This window comes from Streptomyces sclerotialus, from assembly GCF_040907265.1.
In the GTDB taxonomy this organism is placed as follows: domain Bacteria; phylum Actinomycetota; class Actinomycetes; order Streptomycetales; family Streptomycetaceae; genus Streptomyces; species Streptomyces sclerotialus.
Map to the genome: position 1 here is coordinate 1,389,170 of NZ_JBFOHP010000002.1, position 24,926 is coordinate 1,414,095.

Here is a 24,926-nt window from a genome sequence, read left to right on the forward strand (position 1 = left end):
CCGCCGGCCGCCGCTTCCGTGTCCGCGTTCAGCGCCCGCCGGCCACGTTCCGGCTGCGCTGCTCCTGGCCCGGTCCGCCGTACGGGTAGTCGGCGGCGCCGGGGTCGCTCACCTTGTCCAGCCGGGCCCGCTCCTCGTCCGACAGGCGCAGGTCCGCCGCCGCGAGGTTGTCGTCCAGCTGCGCCACGGTGCGGGCCCCGAGGATCACCGAGGTCACGGCCGGCCGGTCGCGTACCCACGCGAGCGCGACCTGCGCCATGGAGACGCCGCGCTCCTCGGCCACCGCGCGGACCTCGTCGACGACGGCCCAGGTGCGCTCGACGCGGCCGCGCCGCTCGTACGCCTCGACCCCGCGCTCGGGGTTCTCGCCGAGCCGGGTCGCGCCCGTGGGCCGCGCGTCGCGCCGGTACTTCCCGGTGAGCCAGCCGCCGCCGAGCGGGCTCCACGGGAGCAGCCCGAGCCCTTCGGAGGCGCAGGCCGGGACGATCTCCCACTCGATCTCGCGGGTGAGCAGGCTGTACTGCGGCTGGAGGGTGACCGGGCGGGCCAGGCCGCGGAAGTCGGCGACGTCCACGGTCTTCTGGATCTGCCAGCCGGTGAAGTTGGACAGTCCGATGTAGTGGACCTTGCCCTGGCGCACCGCGTCGTCCAGGAAGCGCAGCGTCTCCTCGACGGGCGTCAGCGGGTCCCAGGCATGCACCTGGTACAGGTCGACCGTCTCGACGCCGAGCCGGCGCAGCGAGGCGTCCAGCGCCCGGTGCAGGTGGCGGCGGGAGAGTCCGGCGCCGTTCGGGTCGGCGGCCATGGGGAAGCGGCCCTTGGTGGCGAGGACGACGCGGTCGCCGATGTCGGCGGGGCGGGACGCGAGCCAGCGGCCGACGATCTCTTCGGACGCGCCGGCGGTGTAGACGTCGGCGGTGTCCACGAGGGTGCCGCCGGCCTCGACGAACCGGTCCAGCTGGGCGTGGGCGCCCGCCTCGTCGGTCTCGTGGCCGAAGGTCATGGTGCCGAGGGCGAACTCCGAGACGGCGCAGCCAGTGATGCCGAGGGTGCGGTACTCCATGTCAGATGCTCCTTCCGCTGCCGGTGGTCACAGGGCGAGCCACACCGCGTGGTCAGGTGCCAGCCGACCGTCCGCGAGCGGGCCGCTGACCAGCAGGACGTCCTTGTGTTCCGGGAGGGCGTACGGCTCGGCCGAGAGGTTGACGACGCACACGAAGCCCGGCTCGCGCTGGAAGGCGAGGACGCCGGCGGGGGTGTCGAGCCAGGTCATCGTCCCGTCGCCGAGCGCGGGGTGGTCGCGGCGGGTGCGCAGGGCGCGGCGGTACAGCGCCAGCATGGAGTCGTCGTCGCCTTCCTGCGCGGCAACGCTCAGCTCCCGCCACAGCGGCGGCTGGGGCAGCCAGGGCTCGCCGGCCGCGCCGTCCGGGCTGAAGCCGTACGGTGCCTGCTCGCCGGACCACGGGATGGGCACCCGGCAGCCGTCCCGGCCCCGGTCGGTGTGGCCGGAGCGCTCCCAGGTGGGGTCCTGGAGGACGTCCTCGGGCAGGTCCTCGACCTCCGGCAGGCCCAGTTCCTCGCCCTGGTAGACGTAGGCGCCGCCGGGCAGGGCGAGCATGAGGAGGGCGGCCGCGCGGGCCCGGCGGGTGCCGAGGGCGAGGTCGAGCGGGCCTTCGGGCCGGTACGTCTCGTTGGCGACCCACTTCTTGACGACCTCGCGGCCGTAGCGGCTGGGGTGGCGCACCACGTCGTGGTTGGAGAGCACCCAGGTGGCCGGGGCGCCGACCGCGCCGAGCATGGCGAGGGAGTTGTCGATGACCGCGCGCAGGTCCTTCGCGTCCCAGCTCGCCATGAGGAAGTCGAAGTTGAAGGCGGTGTGCAGGCCGTCCTGGCGGACGTAGGCGGCGAGCCGCTCGGGGGTGTCGGCCCAGGCCTCGGCGACGAAGGCGCGGTCGCCGGGGAACTCGTCGGCGACCCGGCGCCAGGCGCGGTAGATCTCGTGGACCTCGTCACGGTCCCAGTGCGGGTGGTCCACATGCCGGCCCGGCACGCGGTCGGCCGGTGCCGGGAGGTCCGGCAGGTCGGGCAGTTCGGGGTGCTTGACCAGGCCGTGTGCGACGTCGATGCGGAAGCCGTCCACGCCGCGCCGGAACCAGAACCGCAGGATGTCCTCGAACTCGGCGAGCACCTCGGGGTGGTCCCAGTTGAGGTCGGGCTGCTCGGGCGCGAAGAGGTGGAGGTACCACTGCCCGTCGGGCACCCGGGTCCAGGCGCGGCCGCCGAAGCAGGACCGCCAGTCGTTGGGCGGCTCGGCGCCGTCGGGGCCGCGGCCGTCCCGGAAGACGTACCGGGCGCGCTCGGGGCTACCGGGTCCGGCGGCCAGCGCGGCGCGGAACCAGGCGTGCTGGTCGGAGGTGTGGTTGGGCACGATGTCCGGGATCACGCGGATGCCGGCCGCGTGCGCCTCCTCGATGAGCGCCTCGGCCTCCTCGACGGTGCCGAACCGCGGGTCGATCGCGCGGAAGTCGGCCACGTCGTAACCGTGGTCGGCCTGCGGGGACTTGTACCACGGGTTGATCCAGATCGCGTCCACGCCGAGCGACTTCAGGTACGGCAGACGGGAGCGGATGCCGGCGATGTCACCGATGCCGTCGCCGTCGCCGTCGGCGAAGCTGCGGATGTAGACCTGGTAGATGACGGCGTCGCGCCACCAGGGTGCGGTGCGGGTCATGGGCTGCGTACTCCTTGTACGGGCGGGCAGTCTGGGCTACTTCGCTGCGCCGGCGGTGAGGCCGGCGACGATGCGGCGCTGGAAGAGCAGCACCACGATCACGAGCGGTACGGTCACGAGCACCCCGGCCGCCATCTGGCTGCCGAACGGCGTCTCGAACTGGGTGGCGCCGGAGAACTTGGAGATCGCGACCGGCGCGGTCTGCATCTCCGGCTTGTTGGTCATGGACAGGGCGATCAGGAATTCGTTCCAGGCCGCGATGAAGGTGATGATCGCGGTGGTGAACAGGCCGGGCGCGGCGAGCGGGATGATGACCTTGCGGAAGGCCTGGCCGCGGGTGCAGCCGTCGACCATGGCGGCCTGTTCCAGCTCGTCGGGGAGCTGCCGGAAGAAGGCGGTGAGGTTCCAGACCGCCAGTGGCAGGGTGAAGGACATACTGGGCACGATCATGGCCTGGTAGGTGTTGACCCAGCCCAGGTCCACGAACAGCTTCAGCAACGGCACGGCGATCGAGACCACCGGGAACATCGAGGTGGCGATGATCAGGGTGAGCACCAGCCGCTTCAGCCGGAACTCCAGCCGGGCCATGGCGTACGCGGTGAAGGTGGCCAGGACCAGCGCGAGGAGCGTGGTCACGCCCGCCACGACCAGGCTGTTGAGGAGGGCGCGGGTGAAGGCCTGCGAGGGGTCGAAGACCGCGCGGTAGTTCTCCAGGGAGAGCGGGCTCGGCAGCAGGGAGTTGTCGAAGATGTCGGAGGTGCGGCGGAGGCTGGAGACCAGCATCCAGTAGAACGGCGCGAGGCAGTAGGCCACGACCGCGGCGACACCGAGGGACAACAGCCACTTGCGGAGGCTTGCCGGGATCGTCATGCCGCAACCCCCTGAGGGCGGCGCGGCAGCAGCCGGCGGCGGCGTTTCACCTTCCCGTCGTCCCCGACGACGTCGGCACCGAGCAGCCGTACGAAGGCCAGCGCGATGAGGAACACGTACACGAAGAGGATGACGGCGTACGCGGACGCGGGGCCGAAGCGTACGTTCGCGGCCTGGTCCTGGGCGAGCATCGACAGCGTCTCCACGGAGGTCTTCTGCGCGCCGATCAGGATGTACGGCAGGTCGAACATCCGGAGCGCGTCGAGGGTGCGGAACAGCACGGCCACCAGCAGGGCGGGCTTCACCAGCGGCAGGGTGATGTGCCGGAAGCGGCGCAGGATCCCGGCCCCGTCGATACGGGCCGCCTCGTACACCTCGTTCGGGATGACTTGGAGGCCGGCGAGGACGAGGAGGCCCACGAAGGGCGCGGTCTTCCACACGTCGGCGATGATCACGGCGGCCTTGGCGTGGAACCCCTCGGTGGTCCACAGCACCTGGTGGCCGAGGAGGGTGTTGGCGATGCCGTCGCTGTTGAAGATCCAGCGCCAGAGCAGGCCGGTGACGGCGGTGGGGATGGCCCACGGGATGAGGATGCTCGCGCGGACCAGGGCACGGCCGCGGAAGGCACGGTGCATGATCAGCGCCATGGCCACCCCGATGAGGGTCTCCAGCAGGACCGTGGTGACGGTGAAGAACGTGGTGTTCCAGAAGGCGTTCCAGAAGCGGCTGCCGGCCTCACCGAAGATGGCGGCGAAGTTCTGCAGCCCGACGAACGGTTCGGTCTCCTCGACGAATCCGGTCCTCGGGTCCAGCCGGCGGGCGCCGTACAGCGACTGCTGCAGGGCGACGACCGTCGGGTAGAGCACGACGACGGCGAGGACGAGCAGGGTGGGCGACACCAGGAGGGCGGCGAGCCGGGCTGTGCCGGCGGTGGCGCGGGCCCTGCGGCGCCGGGCGGGTGCCGCGGGTGGTTCTCTGCGCGCGTCCGGCGGTACGGGCCGGGCTGGCGTCCGTGTCTCGGCCATCGGGGCGTGCTCCTTACTCGGCCGTGGGCTGCCGCAGCGCCCGCTGGAGGTCCTTCAGCGCCTGGGCGCTGCTCTTCTCGCCGGTCAGCGCGGCGTACGCCTCGCGCTGCACGGCCGCGGTCACGTCGCCGTACTGGAAGACGCGCGGGCGCGGCACGGCGTGCAGGATCGACCGCTCGAGGGTGGGGAGGTAGGGATACCTCTTCACCAGCGCCGGGTCCTGGTAGAGGGACTTGTAGGTGGGCGCGGCGGGCGCGTACTTGAGGGAGAAGCGCTGGTTCTCCTCGTTGGTGAAGAACTCCATGAAGTCCAGCGCGGTGGCCTTGTTCTTCGCGGAGGCGGTGAGGGCGAGGTTGTGGCCGCCGAGGCTGGAGGCGCCGGGGCCGTTCAGGCCGGGCAGCGGGGCGACGCCGAACTTCCCGGCGACCTCGCTGGAGCCGTCCTCCTTCGCCACCAGCGGATACATGTACGGCCATTGCCGCTCGAAGATGATTTTCCCGGCCTGGAAGGCCTGCCGGGCGTCCTCCTCCTGGTAGGTGAGGGACTCCTTCGGGGCCGTGCCGTCCCGCACGGCGTCGACGAGGAAGTCCAGCCCGGCCCTGGCCTGCGGGGTGTCCAGGTGGGGGCGGCCGCGGGCGTCGGTGACGGTGCCGCCGGCGGAGTTGACGGCCTCGGCGAAGTTGACGGTGAGCCCTTCGTACTTCTGGAACTGGCCGGCGTAGCAGGACATCCCCCGCGCCTCGGGCAGCTTCTTCACCTTCGCGCAGTCGGCCTTCATCTCCGCCCAGGTGACCGGCGGCTTCTCGATGCCGGCTCTGCGCAGGAGGTCGGTGCGGTAGTAGAGCATGCCGCCGTCGGAGCTGGCCGGTACCGCGTACAGGCCGCCCCGGTAGGTGGCCGTGCCGAGGATGGGGTCGAGCATCTCGTCGAGCGGGAAGCGGTCGGCGGGCAGCCGGTCGATCCAGCGGTGGGCGGCGAACTCCGAGGTCCAGACCGCGTCGAGGGAGAGCACGGTGAACGCGTCGGACTTGATCTCGGCGTTCTGGATCATCTGCTGACGCTGCGCGTCGGGGTCGGTGGGCAGCTGGACGAACGTGACCTTCTCGTCGGGGTGGGCCTTGTTCCAGCGGTCGAGCACCGCTTGCACCGTGCCGGTCGTGTCCTTGCCCGCGACGTACGTGATGGGGCCGCGGCCCTCGAACGTGCCGGCCTGCCCGGCGGGCGGCGCGCCGCCGGAGGTGCCGCAGGCGGCCACGGTGGTGAGTCCGACGAGCCCCGCGCAGGCGCTCCGGACGGCTCTGGTGGTCCTGGTCTTCACTGTCTCTCCTGGCAGCTGGGCCCCGCGCGGCACGTGACGTCCCGCGTGCGGCACCGACCATGTGACTGCGCTGTCATCCGCATCCCAGGAGCTCAGAACAACGGAACGCCTATATCGAAGGCGTTGGCATAAGAAAGGGGGGCGGGAGCGGCAGATGACGGCGGTCACTCCGTAACAACGCTTGCACGCTAGGAGCACACCTGGGGGAAGTCAACGCGTTACGTCGCGGTAATTCGACGGTTCCACCGCACTGCTATGACCGCTTTCTTGCCGATAATTGGCGGTCGAACACGGAAAAAGAGGCCCTGAGACAGCGTTGTCACACCTCCTGCGTGACAGCGCTGTCTCCGAGAGGTTCCGGACCGGCCCGGCTGGTGCTACCTTCCGCCCATGCCACCAGCCCAGCGACACCACCCCACGCTGGCCGACGTCGCCCAGCGGGCCGGGGTGTCGGCCTCCACCGTCTCCCGCACCATGCGCGGCCTGTCGACCGTCTCGCCCGAGGTGCGCGCCCGCGTCGAACAGGCCGCCCGAGAACTGCACTTCGTGGTCTCACGGCAGGCGTCCAGCCTCGTCACGGGCCGCACGGGCGTGGTCGCCGTACTCGCGCCCACGCTCAACTCGTGGTTCATCGGCTCGGCGCTCTCCAGCCTGGGCCCCGTACTGCGCGCGGCCGGCCTGGAACTGCTCGTCTACGTCATCCCCGACATGACGGAGCGCACCACCTTCTTCGAACGGCTGCCCGCGCGGCGCAACGCCGACGCGCTCCTGGTGTTCTCCTTCGACCTCTCCGAGGAGGAGAGCGCGCGCCTGGACGACCTGCAGGTACCGGTGGTCTACATCAGCCAGCACGCCGAGGGCCGGCCCAGCGTGTACGTGGACGACGTGGCCGCGGCCAGGGCCGGCACCCGGCATCTGCTCGGCCTCGGCCACCGCCGGATCGCCTTCGTGCAGACCACCGGCGCCAGCGGCTTCGTGTTCAGCTCGCACGAGCGGCTGCTCGGATACCAGCAGGCGCTCGGCGAGGCGGGGGTGGAACCGGACGACGAGCTGGTCGTCGCCACCTCGCCCGGGCACAAGCGCCGCACCGCCGAGGCGGTCGGGACGCTGCTGAGCCTGCGCGAACCGCCCACCGCGATCTTCGCCGAGCAGGACGAGGTCGCCGTCTCGGTGCTCTGGACGCTGCGCAACGCCCATGTCGACGTGCCCGGGCGGATGTCCGTACTGGGCTTCGACGACCACCAGATGGCCGAGTGGTCGGACCTGACCACGATCGCCCAGTCCCCCGGGGACATCGGCCGGGCCGCGGGCGAGCTGGCCCGCGACCTGATCAACGACCCGGAAGCCGACCAGGCCCGGCACATCGTCCTGCCGACCCGGCTGATACCCCGGGCCACCACGGCCCCGCCCCAGCAGGCCGGGCCCGCTACGCCGGAGTGAACTCGTACGAGTGACCCCCACGCGCCGCGAGGACGGCCGTCCCCTCCTCCGTGCGCGGCACCAGCCCCTTGCCGGCCGTCAGATCGCGGACCGCGTACGCCCGCGTGAACAGCCCGCCGCGCAGGCGCAGTTCACCGGACCGGCCCGCGTGCACCACGACCCGGCGCGCGGCCCCGTCCGCCCACTCGATGTCCATGCCCGCGTCGCCGCGCGCCCGCAGGCCGCTGACCGAGCCCTCGGGCCAGCGGGCCGGCAGCGCGGGCAGCACCTCGATCGCGTCGAGGTGGCTCTGCAGCAGCATCTCGGTGATCCCGGCGGTGGCCCCGAAGTTGCCGTCGATCTGGAACGGCGGGTGGGTGTCCCAGAGGTTGGGCAGGGTGGAGCCGGTCAGCAGCTGGGTGAGCATGGTGTGCGCGTGGTCGCCGTCGCCCAGCCGCGCCCAGAAGTTGATCTTCCAGGCCTTGGACCAGCCGGTGCCGCCGTCGCCCCGTGCGCGCAGCGAGACCTTCGCCGCCTCCGCCCACTCGCCGCCGGGCTCGATCGCCCGCCCGGGGTGCAGCGCGAAGAGGTGCGAGACGTGCCGGTGGGTGTCCGCCGGGTCGTCCAGGTCCGCCTTCCACTCCTGCAGCTGGCCCCACGACCCGATGCGGAGCCCCGGGTCGAGCCGGTCCAGCGCCCCCTGGACCTCCGTACGGAACGCCGCGGTGTCGCCGGTCAGCCGGGCTGCCTCCAGGGTGTTCACCAACAGGTCGCGGACGATCTGCTGGGAGATGGCGGCGCCCGCGGTGAAGGCACCGTGCTCCGGCGAGTAGCTGGGCGAGACGACGAGGGTGCCGTCGCGCGGGTCGGTGTGCAGGGTGTCCAGCCAGAAGAGGGCGGCCTCCTTCATCGCCGGGTAGGCGGTACGGCGCAGGAAGCCCGGGTCGCGGGTGAAGCGGTAGTGGTCGTAGAGGTGGTGCGCGAGCCAGGCCGCGGCTTCGGGGAACCAGAACGCGGTGGCCCAGTCGTGCACGCCCGTGAAGCCGTACGGGTTGGTCTCGTTGTGCACCACCCAGCCGCGCGCCCCGAACATCTCCTTCGCCGACACCGTGCCCGGCGGGCGCAGCGCCGTGACGAAGCGTTCCAGGGGTTCGGCGGCCTCGGCGAGGCCGGCGGCGTGCACGGGCCAGTAGTTCATCTGGAGGTTGATGTTGGTGTGGTAGTCCGCCGCCCAGGGCGGGCTGGTGGACTCGTTCCAGACGCCCTGCAGGTTGGCGGGGAGCGAGCCGCGGCGCGAGGAGGCGAGGAGAAGGTAGCGGCCGTACGCGAAGTACAGCGCTTCCAGTGCGCGGTCGGCGGCGTCCGCACCACCGGTGTACGAGGCGAGGAGGCGGTCGGTGGGGACGCCGGCCGGGACGCGCCCTCCGATGTCGAGCACGACGCGGCCGAACAGCCGCCGGTGGTCGCGCAGATGGGCCGCGAGCAGCCGGCCGTAGCCCTTGGCGGCCGCGGCGTCCACGGCCCGGGTCACCCGGTCGTGCGGGTCGGGGCCGCGGTAGTGCGGGTGCCGGTCGGCGTAGTCGGTGCCCGCCGCGAGCACGAACCACAGGTCGTCGGCGCCGGTGACCGTGACCGTACCGTCGGCGTGGTCGCGGACCGTGCCGCCCTCGGTCAGCACCCGTAGCTGCGCCTCGAAGACCAGCCCGTTGTCCTGGAGCGCGCCCCGTACGGTGATCCGGCCGTGCCGTGCGGTCACCGTGCGGTCGTCGCGGGGCGAGGTGGTGCGGACGGTGCAGGCGACGGCGCCGGGCCGGTCCGCGGTGAGGCGGCCGACGAGCACACCGTCGGGGTGCGAGGCGAAGTACGCGCGGTGGTGGGTGGTGGCTCCGGCGCGGTAGCGCACCCGTGCCACGGCGGAGCGGAGGTCCAGCTCGCGGCGGTAGCCGGCCGGGGACGCGGGCGCGTCCGCCAGGTCCAGGTGGAGGTCGCCGAAGGTCTGGTACGCGCCGTAGCCGGTCTTCGGCTGGCCCAGCAGCTCGGCGACCCGCTCGGGGTCGGCGCTGCCCTCGTCGTCGATCAGCCGTCTGACCCGGGCGAGGGCTTCGGCGCGTGGGCCGTGCCAGTTGCCGGCGTCGTAGCCCGGGGAGCCGGGGCCGCCGGTCCACAGCGTCTTCTCGTTGAACTGGAGCCGCTCGCTCGCGACGGTGCCGAAGACCATCGCGCCGAGCGCGCCGTTGCCGAGGGGCAGGGCCTCGCGTTCCCAGTCGCCGGCGGGACGGTCGTACCAGAGGAGCTGGTCATCGGAGGTCTCGACCGTTTCGATGACGGCGGGTTCCTGCGCTGACGCCCGCCGCCGCGGCCCGCCGAGGGCGAGCGCGCCGCCCATTCCGGCACCGCCCAGTACAACGGCTCTTCGACCCATTCCCGGACACATCGGCGACTCCCGGAGGACACGACGCGCGGCTCACCCCGACGGGGCGCCGCCGATGCTAGAGGTCCGATGAATAGACCGACAAGAGGCCGTACGGAACCAGGGTCACCGGTCCGGAACCGGGGTCACCGGTCCGTGATGTGCCGTGCCGGGAGGCTCAGCCCTGCTGGAACATCTCCGCGGGCAGCGGCTTGAGCAGCGCGTACAGATCGTCGGTGATCGGGCGGTCCCAGCTCGCGATGGTGACCAGCACGCCGTCGCTCCGGTCGAACTGCACGCAGGAGATCCGGCCCTCGGAGCACTTGATGCGCTTGACGATCAGGAGGTTGTTGTCGTGCATGACCGGGAGGTCCTCGGTCTCCACGACGGTGACCTCCTCGTCGTTGCCCAGCGCGTCCAGCAGCTGCGCCACCTCGAAGGGCACCTCGCCCTCACCGAGCTCGCGCGCCGGGGAGCCCTCGGGGAGATTGCCGATGATCATGGCGGGGCCGCGGCCGCCGAAGAGGTCGTAGCGCAGGAAAACACCCTGGCAGGTGCCGTCAGGAGCGGGCAGCAGCCCGGCGCCGAGATTGCCGGGCCAGTCCCCGGGATCCATGGCAAGCACATCGAAATCAGGCCCGGCAGGCACGGCGCTACGGCGGCGGAGGAACGACATACAGCCATCGTACGTGGCGCGCCGCCGTACCCTCCTGCGGTACCGGGCGGCCGTCACCCCTCCGGCGCGGTGGGCGGCGGCACGGTGGCCGCACTCGCGCTCTCCAGCAGCCGGGGCAGGCCGCTACGGTCCGTCCCCATCTTGCGGTAGACCCCGGACAGCAGCCGGCTGACAGCCGGTACCTGCGTGCCCAGCTCGACGGCGATCCGGTCCTTGGTCCAGCCCTGCACGACCCACTCGGCCACCGCCCGCTCCTGCGTGGTGAGCGTGTCCGTGCCGGAGGTGCGCAGCTGGAGCGGGCGCAGCCCGGCGGCGGACAGCTCGTCGCGGGCCCGCGCCGCCAGCGACTCGGCGCCGCAGTGCAGGGCGCCGTCCAGGCCGCGGTAGAGGCGGTCGGCGGCGTCCTGCGGGAGGCCGGCCCGGCGCAGCGCCGCACCGTGCTCCACCAGGGCCTGGGCCAGCTCGAAGGCGGACGGGGAGCGCTCGAAGTGGCGCACCGCCTCGGCCAGCAGCTTCATGCCCTCCGCGCCACCGACCACGCCGGCCTTGCAGAACAGCGCCTGCCCGATGGCGGACTCGGTACCGAAGTCCTGGGCGCGCTGCAGCGCCTCGTCGGCCAGGGTCAGGGCCCTGGCCCGGTCGGTGAGGGTGATCGCGCGGGCGAGGTGGAGCTGCCAGGGGCACCAGGCGGGGTTGCGCATGGCGCGCGGCTCCAGGCGCCTGCCGACCGCCGTGAGCTGCTGTTCCGCGTCACGGTGCAGGCCGCGCGCGAGCAGCAGCTCGCTGTAGACGGTCTGCGAGTCGGGGTAGACGACGGCGTTCGGCACGACCTCGCCGTAGCTGTAGGTGTCGGCCAGCTCCTGCGCCTCGGCGACCCGGCCACGGGCGAGCAGGATCTCGATGAGGATGCCGATGGCGAACCACTGGGCCGGCACCCGCTGGCCCACCCGGTGCGCGATCCGCAGACCGCCGTGCACCAGGTCCTCGGCCTCGGCGAGCCGCCCGCGGCGGTAGCGGATGTAGCCGAGCAGGGTGTACCCGAACGAGAGGTGGGCGCCGCGCCAGCCCTTGCGCTCGCACTCGGCGATGCCCTTGTGGAACAGCTCCTCAGCGCGGCCCGGCTGGTCGCAGTACATGAAGGTGAGCGCGACGAGGACGGGCACCTCGAAGCCCCACTCCTCGTCGGTCCACGACAGGCCGTCGCCGAGGGCCTCCTCGGCGTAGTGCAGCGCGGTCTGCGCGCTCTCGCCGCGCACCATGGCGTCCCAGGCGCGCAGCCCGAAGATGTACCGCTCGGCCATGCCGCGCCCGGTGAGGTGGTCGGCGAGCTTGGCCAGCAGCCGGGAGCGGGCGGGCGAGTCCTGCTCGTCGGCGCGGAAGGCGTTCCACATGAACTGCTCGGCCTGCATGCGCAGCCGCGTCCGCGCGTTGGTGGCGCGCTGTGCCTCGGCGGCGACGACCTGGGCCGCCTCCTCCATGCGGTCGGCGTGCCCGAGCGCCTGCGCCAGCTTGTACGTGATCGTCTCGCGCAGGTCCGGGTCCAGCTCGTGCTCCTCCAGCGCCGCGCGGAGATGATTCACCGTGGTCGCGGGTTCGCTGAGCAGGGAGGAGCAGCCCAGCTCGAAGAGGACCCGGGCGCGGTCCTGGAGGGCGGGCGGTTCGCGCAGCGCACGGGCCAGGCAGCGGCGGGCCGCGTCCGGGGCGCCCGCGCGGAAGTACTCGCTCGCCGCCTCCCGCAGCCGCTGCACCACCCAGTCGTCGTGCTCGGGGTGCATCTCCAGCAGGTGCCGGGCCGCGGCCGTGGCGCCCTGGCCCGCGTCCACGACTGCGGCGGCCGCCTGGCCGTGCAGGGCGACCCGCAGCGCACCGGGGATGGCCTGGTAGACGGCGCTGGCGACGAGGGGGTGGAAGAAGCGGAGGCTGCCGTTGTCGGAGGAGCGGGCCGGGGCGAGGATACGGGCGTCGCGCAGCTTGTCCACGACGTCCGCTGCCTGGACGGCACCGAGACCCGCGACGTTGGCGGCGAGGGTCGGGGAGACCTCCGTGCCGAGCACGGCGGCGGCCCAGGCGAAGCGGACGGCGGCGGTCCCGAGCCGCTCCAGCCGCTCGATGAGCCCGCTGTCCTTGATGGCGGTGACCAGCTCGCGCAGCTGGGAGACGTTGGCCTGCTGGGGCTTGATGCCGCGCTCGCGGATCTTGGCGCTCAGCTCGACGACCTCGTACGGGTTGCCGCCGGTGACGGCCCAGCGCTCGCGGCAGAACGCCTCGTCGGCACCGTCGCCGACCATGTGGGTCACCACGCGCCGGACAGCGGTGGGGGTGAGCGGGGTCAGCTCGAAGGGGCGGGAGCCGCTGCGCTCGGCGATCCGGCGCAGCGGTCCGGCGCCGGCCGGCAGCTCGTCGGGGCGGTATCCGACGATGATCAGTATGGGGAGCTCCTCGGCGCGGGAGGCGAACGCCGTGAGCCAGGCCAGGGATTCGGGGTCGGCCCAGTGCGCGTCGTCGAGGATGAGGACGACGGGCGAGAAGTGCACCGCGAAGCGGGTGACGACCCAGTCCAGGCCGTCGCGCACGCCCTGCGGGTCGGGAGAGGCGTCGCCCTCCGCCGCGACGAGGCCGACAGCGGGCGCGACGATGTCGTACCACGTGCCGAGGATGCGGCGGTGCTCCTCGGGGGATTCCGCGGCGAAGACCGGCTGCACCAGCTGGCGTACGACGTGGAAGGCCACCTCCTGCTCCTGCTCACCGCCCCGGGCGAGCAGCACCGTGCAACCGCGGGCGATGGCGCGCCGGCGGGCCTCGTTGACCAGCGCCGTCTTGCCCATGCCCGGGGGCCCGGCGAAGGCGATCAGACCGCCCGTCCGCACGCTCCCGTCCTCTTCGCCGGAGCCGCACAGGTCGGTCAACAGGGCGTCCAGCGCGCCGAGTTCGGCCTCTCGCTCAAGCATCGGCCTGCGCGTCCGGCCGGACCGCCCGATCATCTCCGCCATGGTGATTTCCTTACCCCTCCTGCATATAGCGATGAGCCTAGCGTCGGCGGGCACCGCGTGGTCCGGGCTGAGCAACTTCCGACCATGAACCTGTGGAGCGCATTGACACGCTCCGCGCCGCTTGGGTCATCGCGCGGCGCACGGCCCTGTCCCTACGCGGGTGGCGCGAGCGGGCGTTCGTGCACGAACTCATTGACCGATAACCTGCTCCCTTCTTGACTGGTCATCGCAGGAGCCCCAGGCTCCCCTGACTGCGCCGCGGGGCGCAGCGCGAAGGAGGCGGACCATGAACGACCCGATCACGGCAGCGGTACCGCTGTCACCCGTCCCCCGGCGTACCGCGCCCCTCACCATCCCCTTCCCGGCGCGTCTCAACCCCGGGGTGGAGGCGGCCCGTCGGCACACCCTCGGCTGGCTGCACGGGTACGGCATGCTCTGCGGTGAGGCGGCGACCGAGGAGTACGACGCGCTGCGACTGGACCGGCTCATGGCCTACTTCTACCCCGAGGCGGACACCACCGAGCTGGCCTTGGCCACGGATTTCAACGCCTGGTTCTTCCTCTTCGACGACCAGTTCGACGGAGAGCTGGGCCAGTGCCCGGAGGCGGTGGCGCACTTCGTGGACCGAGTGGTGCGCACGATGGACGACGCTCCGGAGCTGCTGCCCGAGGAGCCCGACAGCCCGCTGGTCGCCGGTTACCGCGACATCTGGCAACGGATCACCGCCGACGCGCCCCGCGCCTGGCAGCTGCGTTTCCAGGGCCACTGGGAGCGGTATCTCGGCGCGTACCACTGGGAGGCGCAGAACCGTACCCGCAAGGGGGCGCTGCCACTGGAGCAGTACCTCAAGGGCCGCCGTGACTCCATAGGAGTCCAGCCCTGCCTGGACTTCGCAGAGCGCTGCGGCGGTTACGTCCTCCCCCGTGAGCTGCACGGCAGAGCGCCGCTCGCGGAGCTGCGCCGGCTCACCGCCGAAGTGGTCATCTTCGTCAACGACATCGTGTCGGTGGACAAGGAGCTGGCGGCCGGCGACGTCAACAACAGCGTGATCATCCTGCACCGCTCCACCGGCTGCACGCTGGACCAGGCGGTACGCCGGATCGTCCGGACGGCCAACGCGCGCGTGGACCAGTTCCAGCAGATCGCCGCGACCCTGCCGGCGACCCTCAAGGAGCTGGGCATGCCCGCCGACGTGCACGACCACGTGGCGCACTACGTCACGAGCATGCAGCATCTGATGAGCGGCAATCTCGTGTGGTCGCAGGAGACCCCGCGGTACGACGACACCGGCACCGCCGCGGTCCGCAGCCGCCCGTGGGCCGAACTCTTCGCCGCCGCCGACCCGGGTGTGCCCGCGGCCGGGCGGCCGGCCGGCTCCTGAGCGGCGGCCGTCTTCCGTGCCGGACACGTTCGACTACTGGAAGGCCGGGCTGGGCCGGGTACCGGCGGAGGTGTGGGAGGCGGTGCCGGGACCGCGGGTGCTGATCCTGGCCGACAACGCCCTCACCGAGCTCCCCGGACGCATCGGCGAGCTCAGCACGCTGCGCACGCTGGACCTCGGTCACAACGCGCTCACCCGGCTACCCTCGTCACTCGGCGACCTCACCGGCCTCTCCGGCTGCCTGTACCTGCACGACAACCGGCTCACCGAACTGCCCGCCGCACTGGGCAGGCTGGCCCGCCTCGGCTACCTCAACATCGGCGAGAACCCGCTGCGCCGGCTCCCGGACGAGCTGGGCGGCCTGGCGGGCCTGTACGAGCTGCGGGCCCAGCACTGCGCCCTGGCCGCCCTGCCGCCGGCGCTCGGCCGGCTCGCGCGCCTCCGGGAGCTGTGGCTGCGGGGCAATCGCCTGACCGCGCTGCCCGGCTCCTTCGCCGGGCTCCGGGAGCTGCGCGAACTGGAACTGCGCGAGAACGAGCTGACCGATGTCCCCGAGGCGCTGCGCGCGCTGCCCCTGCTGCGCCGGCTGGACCTGCGCGGCAACCGCATCGGCGCGCTCCCCCACTGGCTGCCGGAATGGCCGTCGCTGGAGAAGCTGGACCTGCGCTGGAACGCCGTCGACGAGGCGGCCCCTGAGCTGCGTGCCCTGAGGGGCCGCGGCTGCGTCGTCCTCACCTGAGGGGTAGGCACCGCCCGGCCGGGGTCCGGCCGGATGTCACGTCAGATCGAATTCGCCGTCCCGGGCGCGCAGCACGAACCCGCGCCATTCGCCGGGTGAGAAGACGACGGCCGGGCCGTCCGGGCTGCGGCGGTCCCGCATCGCGATGAAACCGTCGACGAAGGCGATCTGGACGTCGCCCACGCCCTGGCCACTGGGCTGCCACTGGGCGTGCGTGAGATCGAGGTCGGGCTGCTTCTCGCCGGTGATCCGCTGCTCGGTGGTGGTGCTTTCGGCCACGTTTACCGCTCCTCCCCGGTGGGGTCCGCCGTCCGGGCCAGCCTAGCCACGGTGCCCGGCGACCGACAGGCCGCGTCGGGCCGCGCCGCGGCGTCCCGTAGCGCTCCGGTCAGGTCGCGGGCGGTTCCGCGCCGACCAGCCACATCGAGAAGAACTGTGCCCCTCCTCCGTACGCGTGCCTCAACGGCCGCCGTGCGCCCGGCACTTGGTGCCCAGCGACCGGCCGCGCACCTGGGGTGCCGCGCCCTCATAGGCTTCCACTTCGGCCAGAAGGTGGTCCTGCACCGCAAGTACGTGCCCGAAGAAGTACTGCGAACGATCGAACGCGAGCGGTTCACCCGCGTTTCCCTCGTGGGCGACGCGATGCCGCGCCCCCCTGACGGACGCGCTCGGCGGCCCCTCAAGGGCACCGACTGCTCGTCGCTGTTCGCCCTCTCCAGTTCCGGCGCGGTCCTCTCCGACACCGTCCGCGACCGGTTCACCGCCCTGCTCCCGCACACGATGCTGCTCCACAACGTCGGTTCGTCGGAGTCCGGCTTCAACGGCACGGCGACCGACGACGCCGGCCCGGACACCGGCTTCCGGCTGCACGTCAACGGCCGTACGGCGGTGGTCGACCCGGTGACGCACGCGCCCGTGGCGCCCGGCGAGCCCGGCCGCCTGGCGCAGCGCGGCCACGTGCCGCTCGGCTAGGAGGGCGTGGTCACGGTCCTGGGACGCGGCTCGCAGTGCATCAACTCCGGCGGCGAGAAGGCCTACCCGGAGGAGGCCGAGCAGGCGCTCAAGGCCCATCCGGACGTGCACGACGCCCTGGTCGCGGGGGTACCGGACGACCGCTGGGGCAACCTGGGTGGCGGCCGTGGTGCAGCTGCGGCCGGGTGCCGGGCCGGTGGGCCTGGCCGCCGTCCAGGCCCACTGCCGCACCCGGCTGGCCGGCTACAAGATCCCCCGTACGGTCGTGGTCGCCGACCGCATCCAGCGCTCCCCCGGCGGCAAGGCGGACTACCGCTGGGCGAAGCGGGTGGCAGCGGAGGGCTGACTCCCGCGCTCGGCAGGCGCCGCCGGCGCCGGGCGCAGCCCGAAGGTCACCAGCCCGGCGGCGACCGCCAGGGACCCCGCGAGCACCGCGAACCCGGTGAGCTGCGTCCCCGTCGTGTCGGTCAGCCAGCCGACGAGGTACGGCCCGGCGAAGCCGCCGAGGTTGCCGAGCGCGTTGACCAGCCCCATGGCCACCGCGACCACCTCCAGCCTCAGCAGCTCGCCGGGGATCGCCCAGAACGGCCCGTACGGCGCGTACACCGCCACGGCCGTCACGCACAGCAGCACCATCCGCAGGAAGCCGCCCTCGACCACCTGGCCGAGCAGCAGCGCGGCGATACCGGCCACGAGGGGCCCGGCGACGGCGGACCGGCGCCGCCGGGTACGGTCCGACCAGGCGGCGTTGGCGACCATCGCACCGAGCGCGAGGGCGAACGGGATCGCCGTGAGCAGCCCGACCTCCGTCGACGAGCCGTCATGCGTCAGCTCCTTGACCACCGAGGGCAGCCAGAGGCTGAACCCGTAGAAGCCCGTCATCCAGAAGAAGTACACCCCGATCAGCAACAGGACCTGCGGCCTGCGCACCGCCTTCAGGTACGAGCCGCCGCCGGCCGGTGCGGGCTTGGCGGCCTCGTCGGCGGCCAGCGCGCTCTCCAGATGCGCGGCCTCCGCCCGGGAGATCCAGCGGGCCTGTGCGGGCCGGTCGGCGACGGCGAACCACCACACCACGGCCCACACCAGCGGCGGCACTCCTTGGAGGAAGAGCACCCAGCGCCAGCTCGCGTGGTCGAGCATCAGCCCGGACAGCGGCGCCATGATGATCGAGGACAGCGGCAGACAGGCCATCCACAGCGCGTTGGCACGGGCCCGCTCGCGCAGCGGGAACCAGGAGGCGAGCAGGATCAGTACGGCGGGCCACACGCCGCCCTCGAAGAAGCCGAGCGCGAACCGCGCCACGTAGAACTGCTCCTTGGTCTGCACGAAGGCGCAGGCCATCGCCGCCAGCCCCCAGGCGACCATCAGGATCAGCACGGTCTTCCGCGCGCTCCAGCGCTGTGCCAGCACCGCGGCCGGGATCTGCAGGAAGACGTACCCGACGAAGAAGATGCCGCTGACCATCCCCATGTCGGCATGGGAGAGCCGCAGTTCGCCGTGCATGTAGGGCAGCACGACGGAGACGTTGTTCCGGTCCAGGTACGCCAGCATGTACATGAAGGCGGCGACGGGGATGACGTACCCCCACCGCTTGGCCGGGACCGCGGCCCGGCCCGCCCCTTGGCCCGCTGCCTGGTCCCCGGCGGGTACCGGGGCCGTCATGGGCGGACCCCCGCCCCGTAGGCGGCGCGGATGCGGTCGGTGAACCGGCTGAAGTCCGCGGCGGCCCGGAAGGCGGCGGCCATGGTGCCGGGCGACGCCTGGCCGGTGCCGGCGATGTCGAAGGCGGTGCCGTGGTCCACGGAGGTACGCAGGATCGGCAGCCCCACGGTCACGGACACGGTGCCGTCGAAGTCCACGGTCTTCGCCGGGATGTGCCCCTGGTCGTGGAAGTGCGACAGCACGCCGTCGTAGCGCCCCGCCAGCCCCTGGTGGAAGACGGAGTCGGCCGGGACCGGCCCGTACACGCCGTGCCCCTCGGCGGCGGCCTTCTCCACGGCGGGCCGCAGTACGGTGATCTCCTCGTCCCCGAAGTGGCCACCCTCGCCGCCGTGCGGGTTGATCGCGGCGACGGCGAGGCGGGGCTCGTCGTGGCCGAAGACGCGCAACGCGGTGACGGCGTGCCGGATGCTCGCCGCGACCCGCTCCTCGGTGATCTGGTCCAGCGCCTTGCGCAGCGCGACGTGCCGCGTCGTGAAGAAGATCTTCAGCCCGCGTACCACGAACATGGTGTCGAAGTGCGCGGCCCCGGTCAGCTCGCCGAGCATCTCCGTGTGCCCGAGGTGCTCCGAACCCGCCGCCCAGATGGCCTCCTTGTTGATCGGCGCGGTGACGATCCCGTCCACCTCGCCGTCCAGCGCGATCCGGGTCGCGGTCTCGATCGCCGCGACGGCCGCCCGCCCGGCCTCGGCACTGACCTCGCCCCACGCCAGGTCCCCGGTGACGATCCCGAGGTCCAGCACGTCGATGGTGCCCGGCGCGAAACGCGCCTCCCCGGGCGCGCCGATCGTGTTCACCTGTACGCCGTCCAGCCCGCAGACGGCGAGCGCCCGGCGCAGCACGGCGGCGTCCCCGACCGCGATACCGCGCCCGACGGCCGCGGTCCCCGGATCGGCGAGCGTCCGCGCGACGATCTCCGGCCCGATACCGGCGGGATCGCCGAGGGTGACGGCAAGGACGGGAAGAGCAGCGGAATCGCTGGCAGCACTCATGACGACCTCACAGGTGAAGGGATGACGAAGACGCAGGTGGATGGATGGATTCACAGGTGAACCGAGGGACTCGCAGGTGCAGGGGCCCGCTCCCGCCGCCCCGCCTCCCGCTCCCGGCCCCGCAGCGCATCGCGGGTGCACGCCACGCGCAGGTGGTCCAGGCAGTCGCGGGCCGCGTCCGGGCCGCCGATCAGGCCCCCCTTCGTGGCGAAGTGGAGGCCGTCGTGCGGCCCGCCCACCAGGTGCCCGGCGACGGCGAGCGGCAGCACCTCGGCCTCGATGGCGAAGCCGTCGGCGCCCAGCGCCGCGGTCACGGCCGCCGCTACGTCACCGCCGGACGCGTACAGCCCGCCCGGCCGCAGTTCGGTGACCGCCCGCCGGGTGGTCTCGGCCAGGGCGCGCAGGATGCGTCCGGCGGTGTGCGCGTTCGGTTCGGGGCGTGCGGGACCCGTCGCGACCCGTACGCCGAGTACGGTCGCGCCTCGTTGCGCCGCGGCCCGCAGCGCGCTCAACGCCTGTTCCGGGTCCGGATGCTCGGGGTCGAGGTCGCACCAGACGGCGCCCAGCGCGGTTTCCGCGCGGGCGAGCTGCGTCGCGGTGCGCTCGGTGATGCTGCCGACCACCGCGAGGACCCGGGGTGGTTCGGCGCCCTGTGGCCTGATGCCGAGCGCCGCGCTGTAGGCGGCGCCGAACGGGCCGGAGTCCAGTACGGCCCACCGCGCGCCGTCCTCGGCGGCGACCCGTGCGGCCGCCGCGGCGATGGTGTGCAGGTGGGCGTTCTCGGTGGCGTCGCAGATCACGATGTCGGCGTCGGCCGCGCGCAGTGCCGCGACGACCTGGTCGGCGCCCCCTTCGACGATGTCCAGCGGGAGTTCGGCCGTCGTCCGGGCGGTCTGGGCGCCGAGCAGCGCGGCCACGCGGGAGTGGCGTACGGGGTCGAAGGGGTCGCGGGCCACGGGGGTACGGGTGAGCGGCACACCGTCGACCAGGTGCAGGCCGCCGACGGTGGTCCGGCCGGCCGCGGGGAAGGCGGGAACGGCGAGCACCCGCGGCTCCGGCCGGGGGAGCGGGCCGGGAGCGGGGCCGGAAACCGGGCTGGGAACTGGGCCGGGAGCCTGGCTGAGTGCCTGACGGAGAGCGGCTGCGGTGCGGCCTGCCGCTGCCGGCCCCGGGGACGCCTCGGAGGCGGCCATGGCGTCGAGTACGGCGTCGGTCTCGCGTCCCGGGTTGCCGCGCAGCGTGGTGTCCACCCGCTTGACGACGAGGGGTACCGGCCCGGCGGCCTCGACCACGGCCCGGACGGCGTCGTACGCGCGCTCCGCCGGCCAGTGCCGGGAGCCGGTGTTGACGACGAGGACGTCGGCCCGGTCGGCGAAGCGGCGTACCTGGTCGAGGGTGCTGACGGTGACCGTGCGCAGCCCGAGCCTGGCGTACAGCGCGCCGGTGGCGTTGCTCCCGGTGAGGTCGTCCCCGACGACGAGTACCTGCGGCACGGCACCTCCTGAAGCGAGCGAACCGCGCATCAAGAGATGCGCGTTTGCGTCACTTCAGCGTTGGCCACCGAGAGCGGGCCCGTCAATACATGTGCACGGCCGAGACGTTCCAGCGCTCCTCTTCGTACGCCGCGAGCGCCTCCGTACCGGCCGTGGTCAACAGCCCGGTACCAGGAGGCAGTGCGGCCCAGTAGGGGAAGGCGGCGGGCCCGGTGCCCAGCTTCGAGTCGTCGGCGAGGACCCACGCGTCCCGGGCGCACTCGGCCATCGCCTCCTTGAGGGCGGCCTGTTCGTGGTCGGGACAGTTGATGCCGCGCCGCGGGTCCAGCCCGTCGACGCCGAGGAAGACCAGGTCCGGTGTGATGCCGCGCAGCTCGCGCAGCGTACGGGTGCCGAGCAGCGCCTCGTTGGGCCGGCGCAGCCTGCCGCCCAGGACGACCAGCTCCACCGCGGCGTCGGCCAGTTCCAGCAGCGTGGAGAGCCCGTTGGTGACGAGGGTGACGTCGGTACGGTCGCGCAGCTCGTGCGCGACGCCGGCCACGGTCGTACCGGCGTCCAGCAGCACGACGTCGCCCGGCCGCACCAGCTCCGCCGCCGCCCGCGCGATCGCCGCCTTCTCGGCCCGCCGCACGCCTTCCTTGTCGCGCCAGGACCGCTCCGGTACGCGGTGGTCGACGGCCCCGCCGTACGTACGGGTGATGCGCCCCTCATGGGCGAGGCCGGCCAGGTCCCTCCGTACGGTCGACAGGGAGACGCCGAACTCCGCCGCCAGCCGGTGGACGCTGACGTCACCTTCCCCCAGCAGCTCCACCATGCGACGCCGCCGCTCCCGCGTCCCCGCCCGTTCCCGGTTCGTCAACTGCCCCTCCACACCCCGTCACGCGTCCCACGGGAGCCACCGCTCGACTACGTACCGGGCCGCCGCTCCCCTCCGTACCGAGCCGCCGCCCGGTCATCGTGACGCCGCGGCCGAAGCCCCGAAGTTGCGCACATCGCGCAACTTCGAGACTAGCAACCGTGGTGCCGCGCCGGTGCTCGTGCTTCGTCGTTCGTCGCCACCGTGGTCGCCGGGGGACTCCCGCTACCCGCAGGCGGAGCGCAGGGCGCGAGCCAGCGCGACCGTGTGCAGCGCGTCCAGGTGCGCGTCCCGTACGGCACGGGCCGCGGCCACGGTCAGGACGGGGCCGCAGGACGGGGCGGTACGGGCGGCCGAGGAGCCGGCGATGGCACGCACCAGGCCTTCGTTGATGCGGTTGATCTCCTTGCGGACCTCGGTGAGGTCGGGACGGGTGGTGGGCGCTTCCGCCGGATCGGCGGCCCAGCGGCGGTGCAGCCCACGCTGCACAATCTTGTTCGCCTCGATCTGATCGCGAAAGACGGCGACCGTGCGTGCGGGGTCCGCGCCCAGTTCGCGCGCCCGCTGAGCCACCGCGTCGAGCACCTGCTCCTCGCGCGCCGGGTCGTCGATGGGGCTGCCGGTGCCCCACTTGGCCGCCGCGACCAGGTCGGCGGTGGCCAGCCGTTCGGCGGACAGCTCGGCGAGGGGCCGGAGCGCAGCGTACGACCCCGGACGCGCGGCGGACGACCCCGGGCGCGCGGCGGACGGGGCGGCAGGAGAGGCCGCCTCGGCCGCCGGGGCCGCGTGGACCTTCGGCGTCGCATGGGCCTTCGGGGCCGCGACCGCGCCGGGCGCTCCGGTGAACAGGACGGTCGCGGCGGCAGCCGTGACCACCGCGCGGCGGACGAGGACGCGCCGCAGCGGACCACGGCGGGCGGAGGTACTGGAAGGCACGGGGCACCCTTCTCGGTCGGTCTCGCGTAACGCCCCGTTCTACTCGATCAACGACTGCTACGGCTACCGGTGCAGGATCCGGCCCTTGCACCGTCCCGCACCGTCCCGTCACCCTTCGCGCACCAGGAACCCCTGCACCGCGTCGAGGAATTCACGCGGCCGCTCCTCGTGGACGAGGTGGCCGGCGCCGTCGATCGTCACCAGTTCGGCACGCGGGATCAGCTCCGCCATACGGGCCAGGTGCTCCTGCGGAATGTGACTGTCGGAACCGCCGCCGATCACGAGCGTGGGCGCGGTGATCCGTGCGAGCCCGTCCCACCACCCCGGATCCGGCGCGTTCCGCTCCGCCACCACGGCCGCCTTCGCCGCCCAGTCGAACATCGGCGGCCCGGGCGGCGCCTCGGGCACCTCCTGCGGCGGGTCGGCCGGCAGCGGCGGGGCCGCCTCCTCCAGCACCAGCCGTGCCACCAGTTCGGGCCGCTCGGCGGCCAGCAGGAAGGCGGTCACCGCCCCCAGGGAGTGACCGATGAGCGTGACCTCGTCCAGCCGCAGCTCACGGAGGAAGCCGATCGCGTCGTCCCGCCACCGCTCGAAGCCGTACTCGCCGGGCCAGTCGCTCTTCCCGTGGCCCCGCTGGTCCAGTGCGTACACCCGGCGGGTTGTCGCCAACTGCCCCACGACGCCGCGCCAGTCCTCACCGTCCTCGCCGAGACCGTGCAGCAGCACGGCCGGGGGCGCGTCCGCCTCGCCCCACGTCCGGTACGCCAGCTCGACCCCGTCCACCTGCACCTTCTGTACGTCCGCCATGGGCCGAAGGTACCCACGACGGCACGCTTCGAGACCCTTGACGTGTTCGCCGCGCGCTGATTACTTGTTCCCGGCATCGGCCACCGAATGATCGGTCGGCGCCCGGTCGGCCGGTGCGGGATGTGCTGTCGACCGGTGCGGGACAGGGCAGTACGTGACAGGGCGGTGCAGGCGCATGGCAGAAACGCCGGACGGGCCGAGGGTGCGACCGAGGACGAGGACGAGGGCTCCGGAGGCGTACGACGACGCCGAACGGCTCACGCGCGAGGAGCTGCGCGCCCTCCAGCTCGAACGGCTGCGGGCCACGCTGCGGCACGCGTACGACCACGTCCCCTTCTACCGTGCGTCGTTCGACGCGGCCGGCGTGCGCCCAGAGGACTGCCGCACCCTCTCCGACCTCACCCGCTACCCCTTCACCCACAAGGACGACCTACGCGCCGGCTATCCCTTCGGGATGTTCGCGGTACCGGAGCCCGACGTACGGCGCATCCACGCGTCCAGCGGTACGACGGGCCGCCCGACCGTCGTCGGCTACACGGAGCGCGACCTGTCCGTCTGGGCCGGTGTGGTGGCCCGTTCGCTCCGCGCCGCGGGTGCGCGTGCCGGCCACAAAGTGCATGTGGCGTACGGGTACGGCCTGTTCACCGGCGGGCTCGGCGCGCACTACGGCGCCGAGCGGCTGGGCTGCACGGTGATTCCGGCGTCCGGTGGTATGACCGCCCGGCAGGTGCAGATCATCCAGGACTTCCGCCCTGAGATCATCATGGTGACGCCCTCGTACATGCTCACCCTCCTCGACGAGTTCGAGCGCCAGGGCATCGATCCGCGGACGACCTCCCTCCAGGTGGGTGTGTTCGGCGCCGAGCCGTGGACGGAGGAGATGCGCCGCGAGATCGAGGAGCGCTTCGCCCTGGACGCGGTGGACATATACGGCCTGTCGGAGGTGATGGGACCCGGCGTCGCGCAGGAGTGCGTGGAGACCAAGGACGGGCTGCACATCTGGGAGGACCACTTCTTCCCCGAGGTCGTCGACCCGGTCACCGGTGAGGCGCTGCCCGACGGAGCGGACGGCGAACTGGTCTTCACCTCACTGACCAAGGAGGCCATGCCGGTCGTCCGGTACCGCACCCGCGACCTCACCCGGCTGCTGCCCGGCACCGCGCGCCCCGCCTTCCGCCGGATGGCGAAGGTCACCGGACGCTGCGACGACATGATCATCCTGCGCGGAGTGAACCTCTTTCCCTCCCAGATCGAGGAGATCGTGCTGCGTACTGCCGGGGTCGCCCCGCACTTCCAGCTGCGGCTGACCCGCGAGGGACGACTGGACCAGCTGACCGTACGTGCCGAGGCCCGCACCGATGCCACCCCCGAGCAGCGCGCGACCGCCGTGGAACGGATCGCCCGCGCCGTGAAGGACGGCATCGGTGTCACCGTGGCCGTGGAGATCGTCGACCCGGAGACGCTGGAGCGCTCGGTCGGCAAGATCAAGCGCATCGTCGACCTCCGGGAGGCCTGACCGGAAGAGGCTCCAGCCTCCTCGGGGGCGCCTGGCCGGGGAGGGGCTCCCGGCTCCTGGATCCCGGCTTGCCTCG

19 protein-coding genes and 2 pseudogenes are annotated in these 24,926 nt (G+C 72.7%); 5 read left to right on the forward strand and 16 right to left on the reverse strand.

All coding sequences use genetic code 11. From position 1 onward, the window contains the following. Window positions 1-28: 28 nt before the first annotated feature. Genes AAC944_RS06170 through AAC944_RS06190 form a run of 5 tightly spaced genes read right to left on the reverse strand, consistent with a single transcriptional unit; the run spans window position 29 to window position 5,944 of the window. On the reverse strand, window positions 29-1,063 hold the full coding sequence (locus AAC944_RS06170; protein ID WP_030624150.1) for an aldo/keto reductase: 1,035 nt from the start codon (window positions 1,061-1,063) through the stop codon (window positions 29-31). Window positions 1,064-1,090: 27 nt separating this feature from the next. After that, window positions 1,091-2,731, reverse strand: coding sequence for a glycoside hydrolase family 13 protein (locus AAC944_RS06175; RefSeq protein ID WP_030624148.1), 1,641 nt, complete (start codon window positions 2,729-2,731; stop codon window positions 1,091-1,093). Between the two features lie 36 nt (window positions 2,732-2,767). Then, the gene (locus AAC944_RS06180; protein WP_030624145.1) at window positions 2,768-3,601 is read right to left on the reverse strand and encodes a carbohydrate ABC transporter permease; all 834 of its coding nucleotides are present in this window, start codon (window positions 3,599-3,601) and stop codon (window positions 2,768-2,770) included. Beyond that, window positions 3,598-4,626 carry a carbohydrate ABC transporter permease gene (locus AAC944_RS06185; protein WP_030624143.1) on the reverse strand — a complete coding sequence of 343 codons (1,029 nt, stop codon included), beginning with the start codon at window positions 4,624-4,626 and terminating at the stop codon, window positions 3,598-3,600. The genes AAC944_RS06180 and AAC944_RS06185 overlap by 4 nt, the downstream gene beginning before the upstream one ends. A gap of 13 nt (window positions 4,627-4,639) precedes the next feature. Continuing rightward, complete coding sequence (locus AAC944_RS06190) at window positions 4,640-5,944, reverse strand: ABC transporter substrate-binding protein (protein ID WP_030624140.1); 1,305 nt, start codon at window positions 5,942-5,944, stop codon at window positions 4,640-4,642. A 390-nt stretch (window positions 5,945-6,334) separates the two neighbouring features. Between AAC944_RS06190 and AAC944_RS06195 the strand changes: the two genes are divergently transcribed. Continuing rightward, window positions 6,335-7,384: a LacI family DNA-binding transcriptional regulator gene (locus tag AAC944_RS06195; protein WP_368396932.1), complete on the forward strand. Its 1,050-nt coding sequence runs from the start codon at window positions 6,335-6,337 to the stop codon at window positions 7,382-7,384. Here the strand turns inward: AAC944_RS06195 and AAC944_RS06200 are convergent. The 3 genes from AAC944_RS06200 to AAC944_RS06210 all read right to left on the reverse strand — a co-directional run bounded on the left by AAC944_RS06200 (window position 7,371) and on the right by AAC944_RS06210 (window position 13,439). Then, window positions 7,371-9,749 carry a glycosyl hydrolase family 95 catalytic domain-containing protein gene (locus tag AAC944_RS06200; protein WP_196943358.1) on the reverse strand — a complete coding sequence of 793 codons (2,379 nt, stop codon included), beginning with the start codon at window positions 9,747-9,749 and terminating at the stop codon, window positions 7,371-7,373. The genes AAC944_RS06195 and AAC944_RS06200 overlap by 14 nt on opposite strands. A 202-nt stretch (window positions 9,750-9,951) precedes the next feature. Next, on the reverse strand, window positions 9,952-10,449 hold the full coding sequence (locus AAC944_RS06205) for a hypothetical protein (protein ID WP_030624131.1): 498 nt from the start codon (window positions 10,447-10,449) through the stop codon (window positions 9,952-9,954). A gap of 53 nt (window positions 10,450-10,502) precedes the next feature. Further along, entirely contained in the window at window positions 10,503-13,439 is a 2,937-nt protein-coding gene (locus AAC944_RS06210; RefSeq protein WP_030624128.1) for an ATP-binding protein, read from the reverse strand. Window positions 13,440-13,725: 286 nt separating this feature from the next. Between AAC944_RS06210 and AAC944_RS06215 the strand changes: the two genes are divergently transcribed. Beyond that, a complete protein-coding gene (locus AAC944_RS06215) occupies window positions 13,726-14,820 on the forward strand; it encodes an isoafricanol synthase (protein WP_063760038.1) in 1,095 nt (364 codons plus the stop codon). Between the two features lie 16 nt (window positions 14,821-14,836). Next, window positions 14,837-15,559, forward strand: coding sequence for a leucine-rich repeat domain-containing protein (locus AAC944_RS06220; RefSeq protein ID WP_030624122.1), 723 nt, complete (start codon window positions 14,837-14,839; stop codon window positions 15,557-15,559). 36 nt (window positions 15,560-15,595) lie between these two features. On the opposite strand, the gene AAC944_RS06225 is transcribed toward AAC944_RS06220, so the two are convergent. Then, window positions 15,596-15,838, reverse strand: coding sequence for a DUF397 domain-containing protein (locus tag AAC944_RS06225; RefSeq protein WP_030624120.1), 243 nt, complete (start codon window positions 15,836-15,838; stop codon window positions 15,596-15,598). Between the two features lie 109 nt (window positions 15,839-15,947). Then, a pseudogene (locus tag AAC944_RS36480) lies at window positions 15,948-16,081 on the reverse strand (thiolase domain-containing protein); the annotation flags it as partial. On the opposite strand from AAC944_RS36480, the pseudogene AAC944_RS06230 reads away from it, so the two are divergent. Continuing rightward, window positions 16,082-16,877 (forward strand): annotated as a pseudogene (locus AAC944_RS06230) (AMP-binding enzyme); the annotation flags it as partial. Here AAC944_RS06230 and AAC944_RS06235 read toward each other — a convergent pair. The 6 genes from AAC944_RS06235 to AAC944_RS06260 form a co-directional block, all read right to left on the reverse strand. After that, entirely contained in the window at window positions 16,841-18,193 is a 1,353-nt protein-coding gene (locus tag AAC944_RS06235; RefSeq protein WP_030624118.1) for an MFS transporter, read from the reverse strand. The pseudogene AAC944_RS06230 and the gene AAC944_RS06235 overlap by 37 nt on opposite strands. Beyond that, window positions 18,190-19,242 carry a 4-hydroxythreonine-4-phosphate dehydrogenase PdxA gene (pdxA, locus tag AAC944_RS06240; protein WP_030624116.1) on the reverse strand — a complete coding sequence of 351 codons (1,053 nt, stop codon included), beginning with the start codon at window positions 19,240-19,242 and terminating at the stop codon, window positions 18,190-18,192. Before pdxA ends, AAC944_RS06235 begins: the two co-directional genes overlap by 4 nt. 50 nt (window positions 19,243-19,292) lie before the next feature. Continuing rightward, window positions 19,293-20,735: a four-carbon acid sugar kinase family protein gene (locus AAC944_RS06245; protein WP_063760037.1), complete on the reverse strand. Its 1,443-nt coding sequence runs from the start codon at window positions 20,733-20,735 to the stop codon at window positions 19,293-19,295. Window positions 20,736-20,817: 82 nt separating this feature from the next. Then, window positions 20,818-21,594 carry a DeoR/GlpR family DNA-binding transcription regulator gene (locus AAC944_RS06250; RefSeq protein WP_051872404.1) on the reverse strand — a complete coding sequence of 259 codons (777 nt, stop codon included), beginning with the start codon at window positions 21,592-21,594 and terminating at the stop codon, window positions 20,818-20,820. A 222-nt stretch (window positions 21,595-21,816) separates the two neighbouring features. Beyond that, the gene (locus AAC944_RS06255; RefSeq protein ID WP_368396935.1) at window positions 21,817-22,527 is read right to left on the reverse strand and encodes a chorismate mutase; all 711 of its coding nucleotides are present in this window, start codon (window positions 22,525-22,527) and stop codon (window positions 21,817-21,819) included. A gap of 108 nt (window positions 22,528-22,635) precedes the next feature. Beyond that, a complete protein-coding gene (locus AAC944_RS06260; protein ID WP_030624108.1) occupies window positions 22,636-23,334 on the reverse strand; it encodes an alpha/beta fold hydrolase in 699 nt (232 codons plus the stop codon). A 175-nt stretch (window positions 23,335-23,509) separates the two neighbouring features. Between AAC944_RS06260 and paaK the strand changes: the two genes are divergently transcribed. Then, window positions 23,510-24,850, forward strand: coding sequence for a phenylacetate--CoA ligase PaaK (paaK, locus tag AAC944_RS06265; protein ID WP_368396937.1), 1,341 nt, complete (start codon window positions 23,510-23,512; stop codon window positions 24,848-24,850). The last annotated feature ends 76 nt before the right edge of the window (window positions 24,851-24,926 follow it).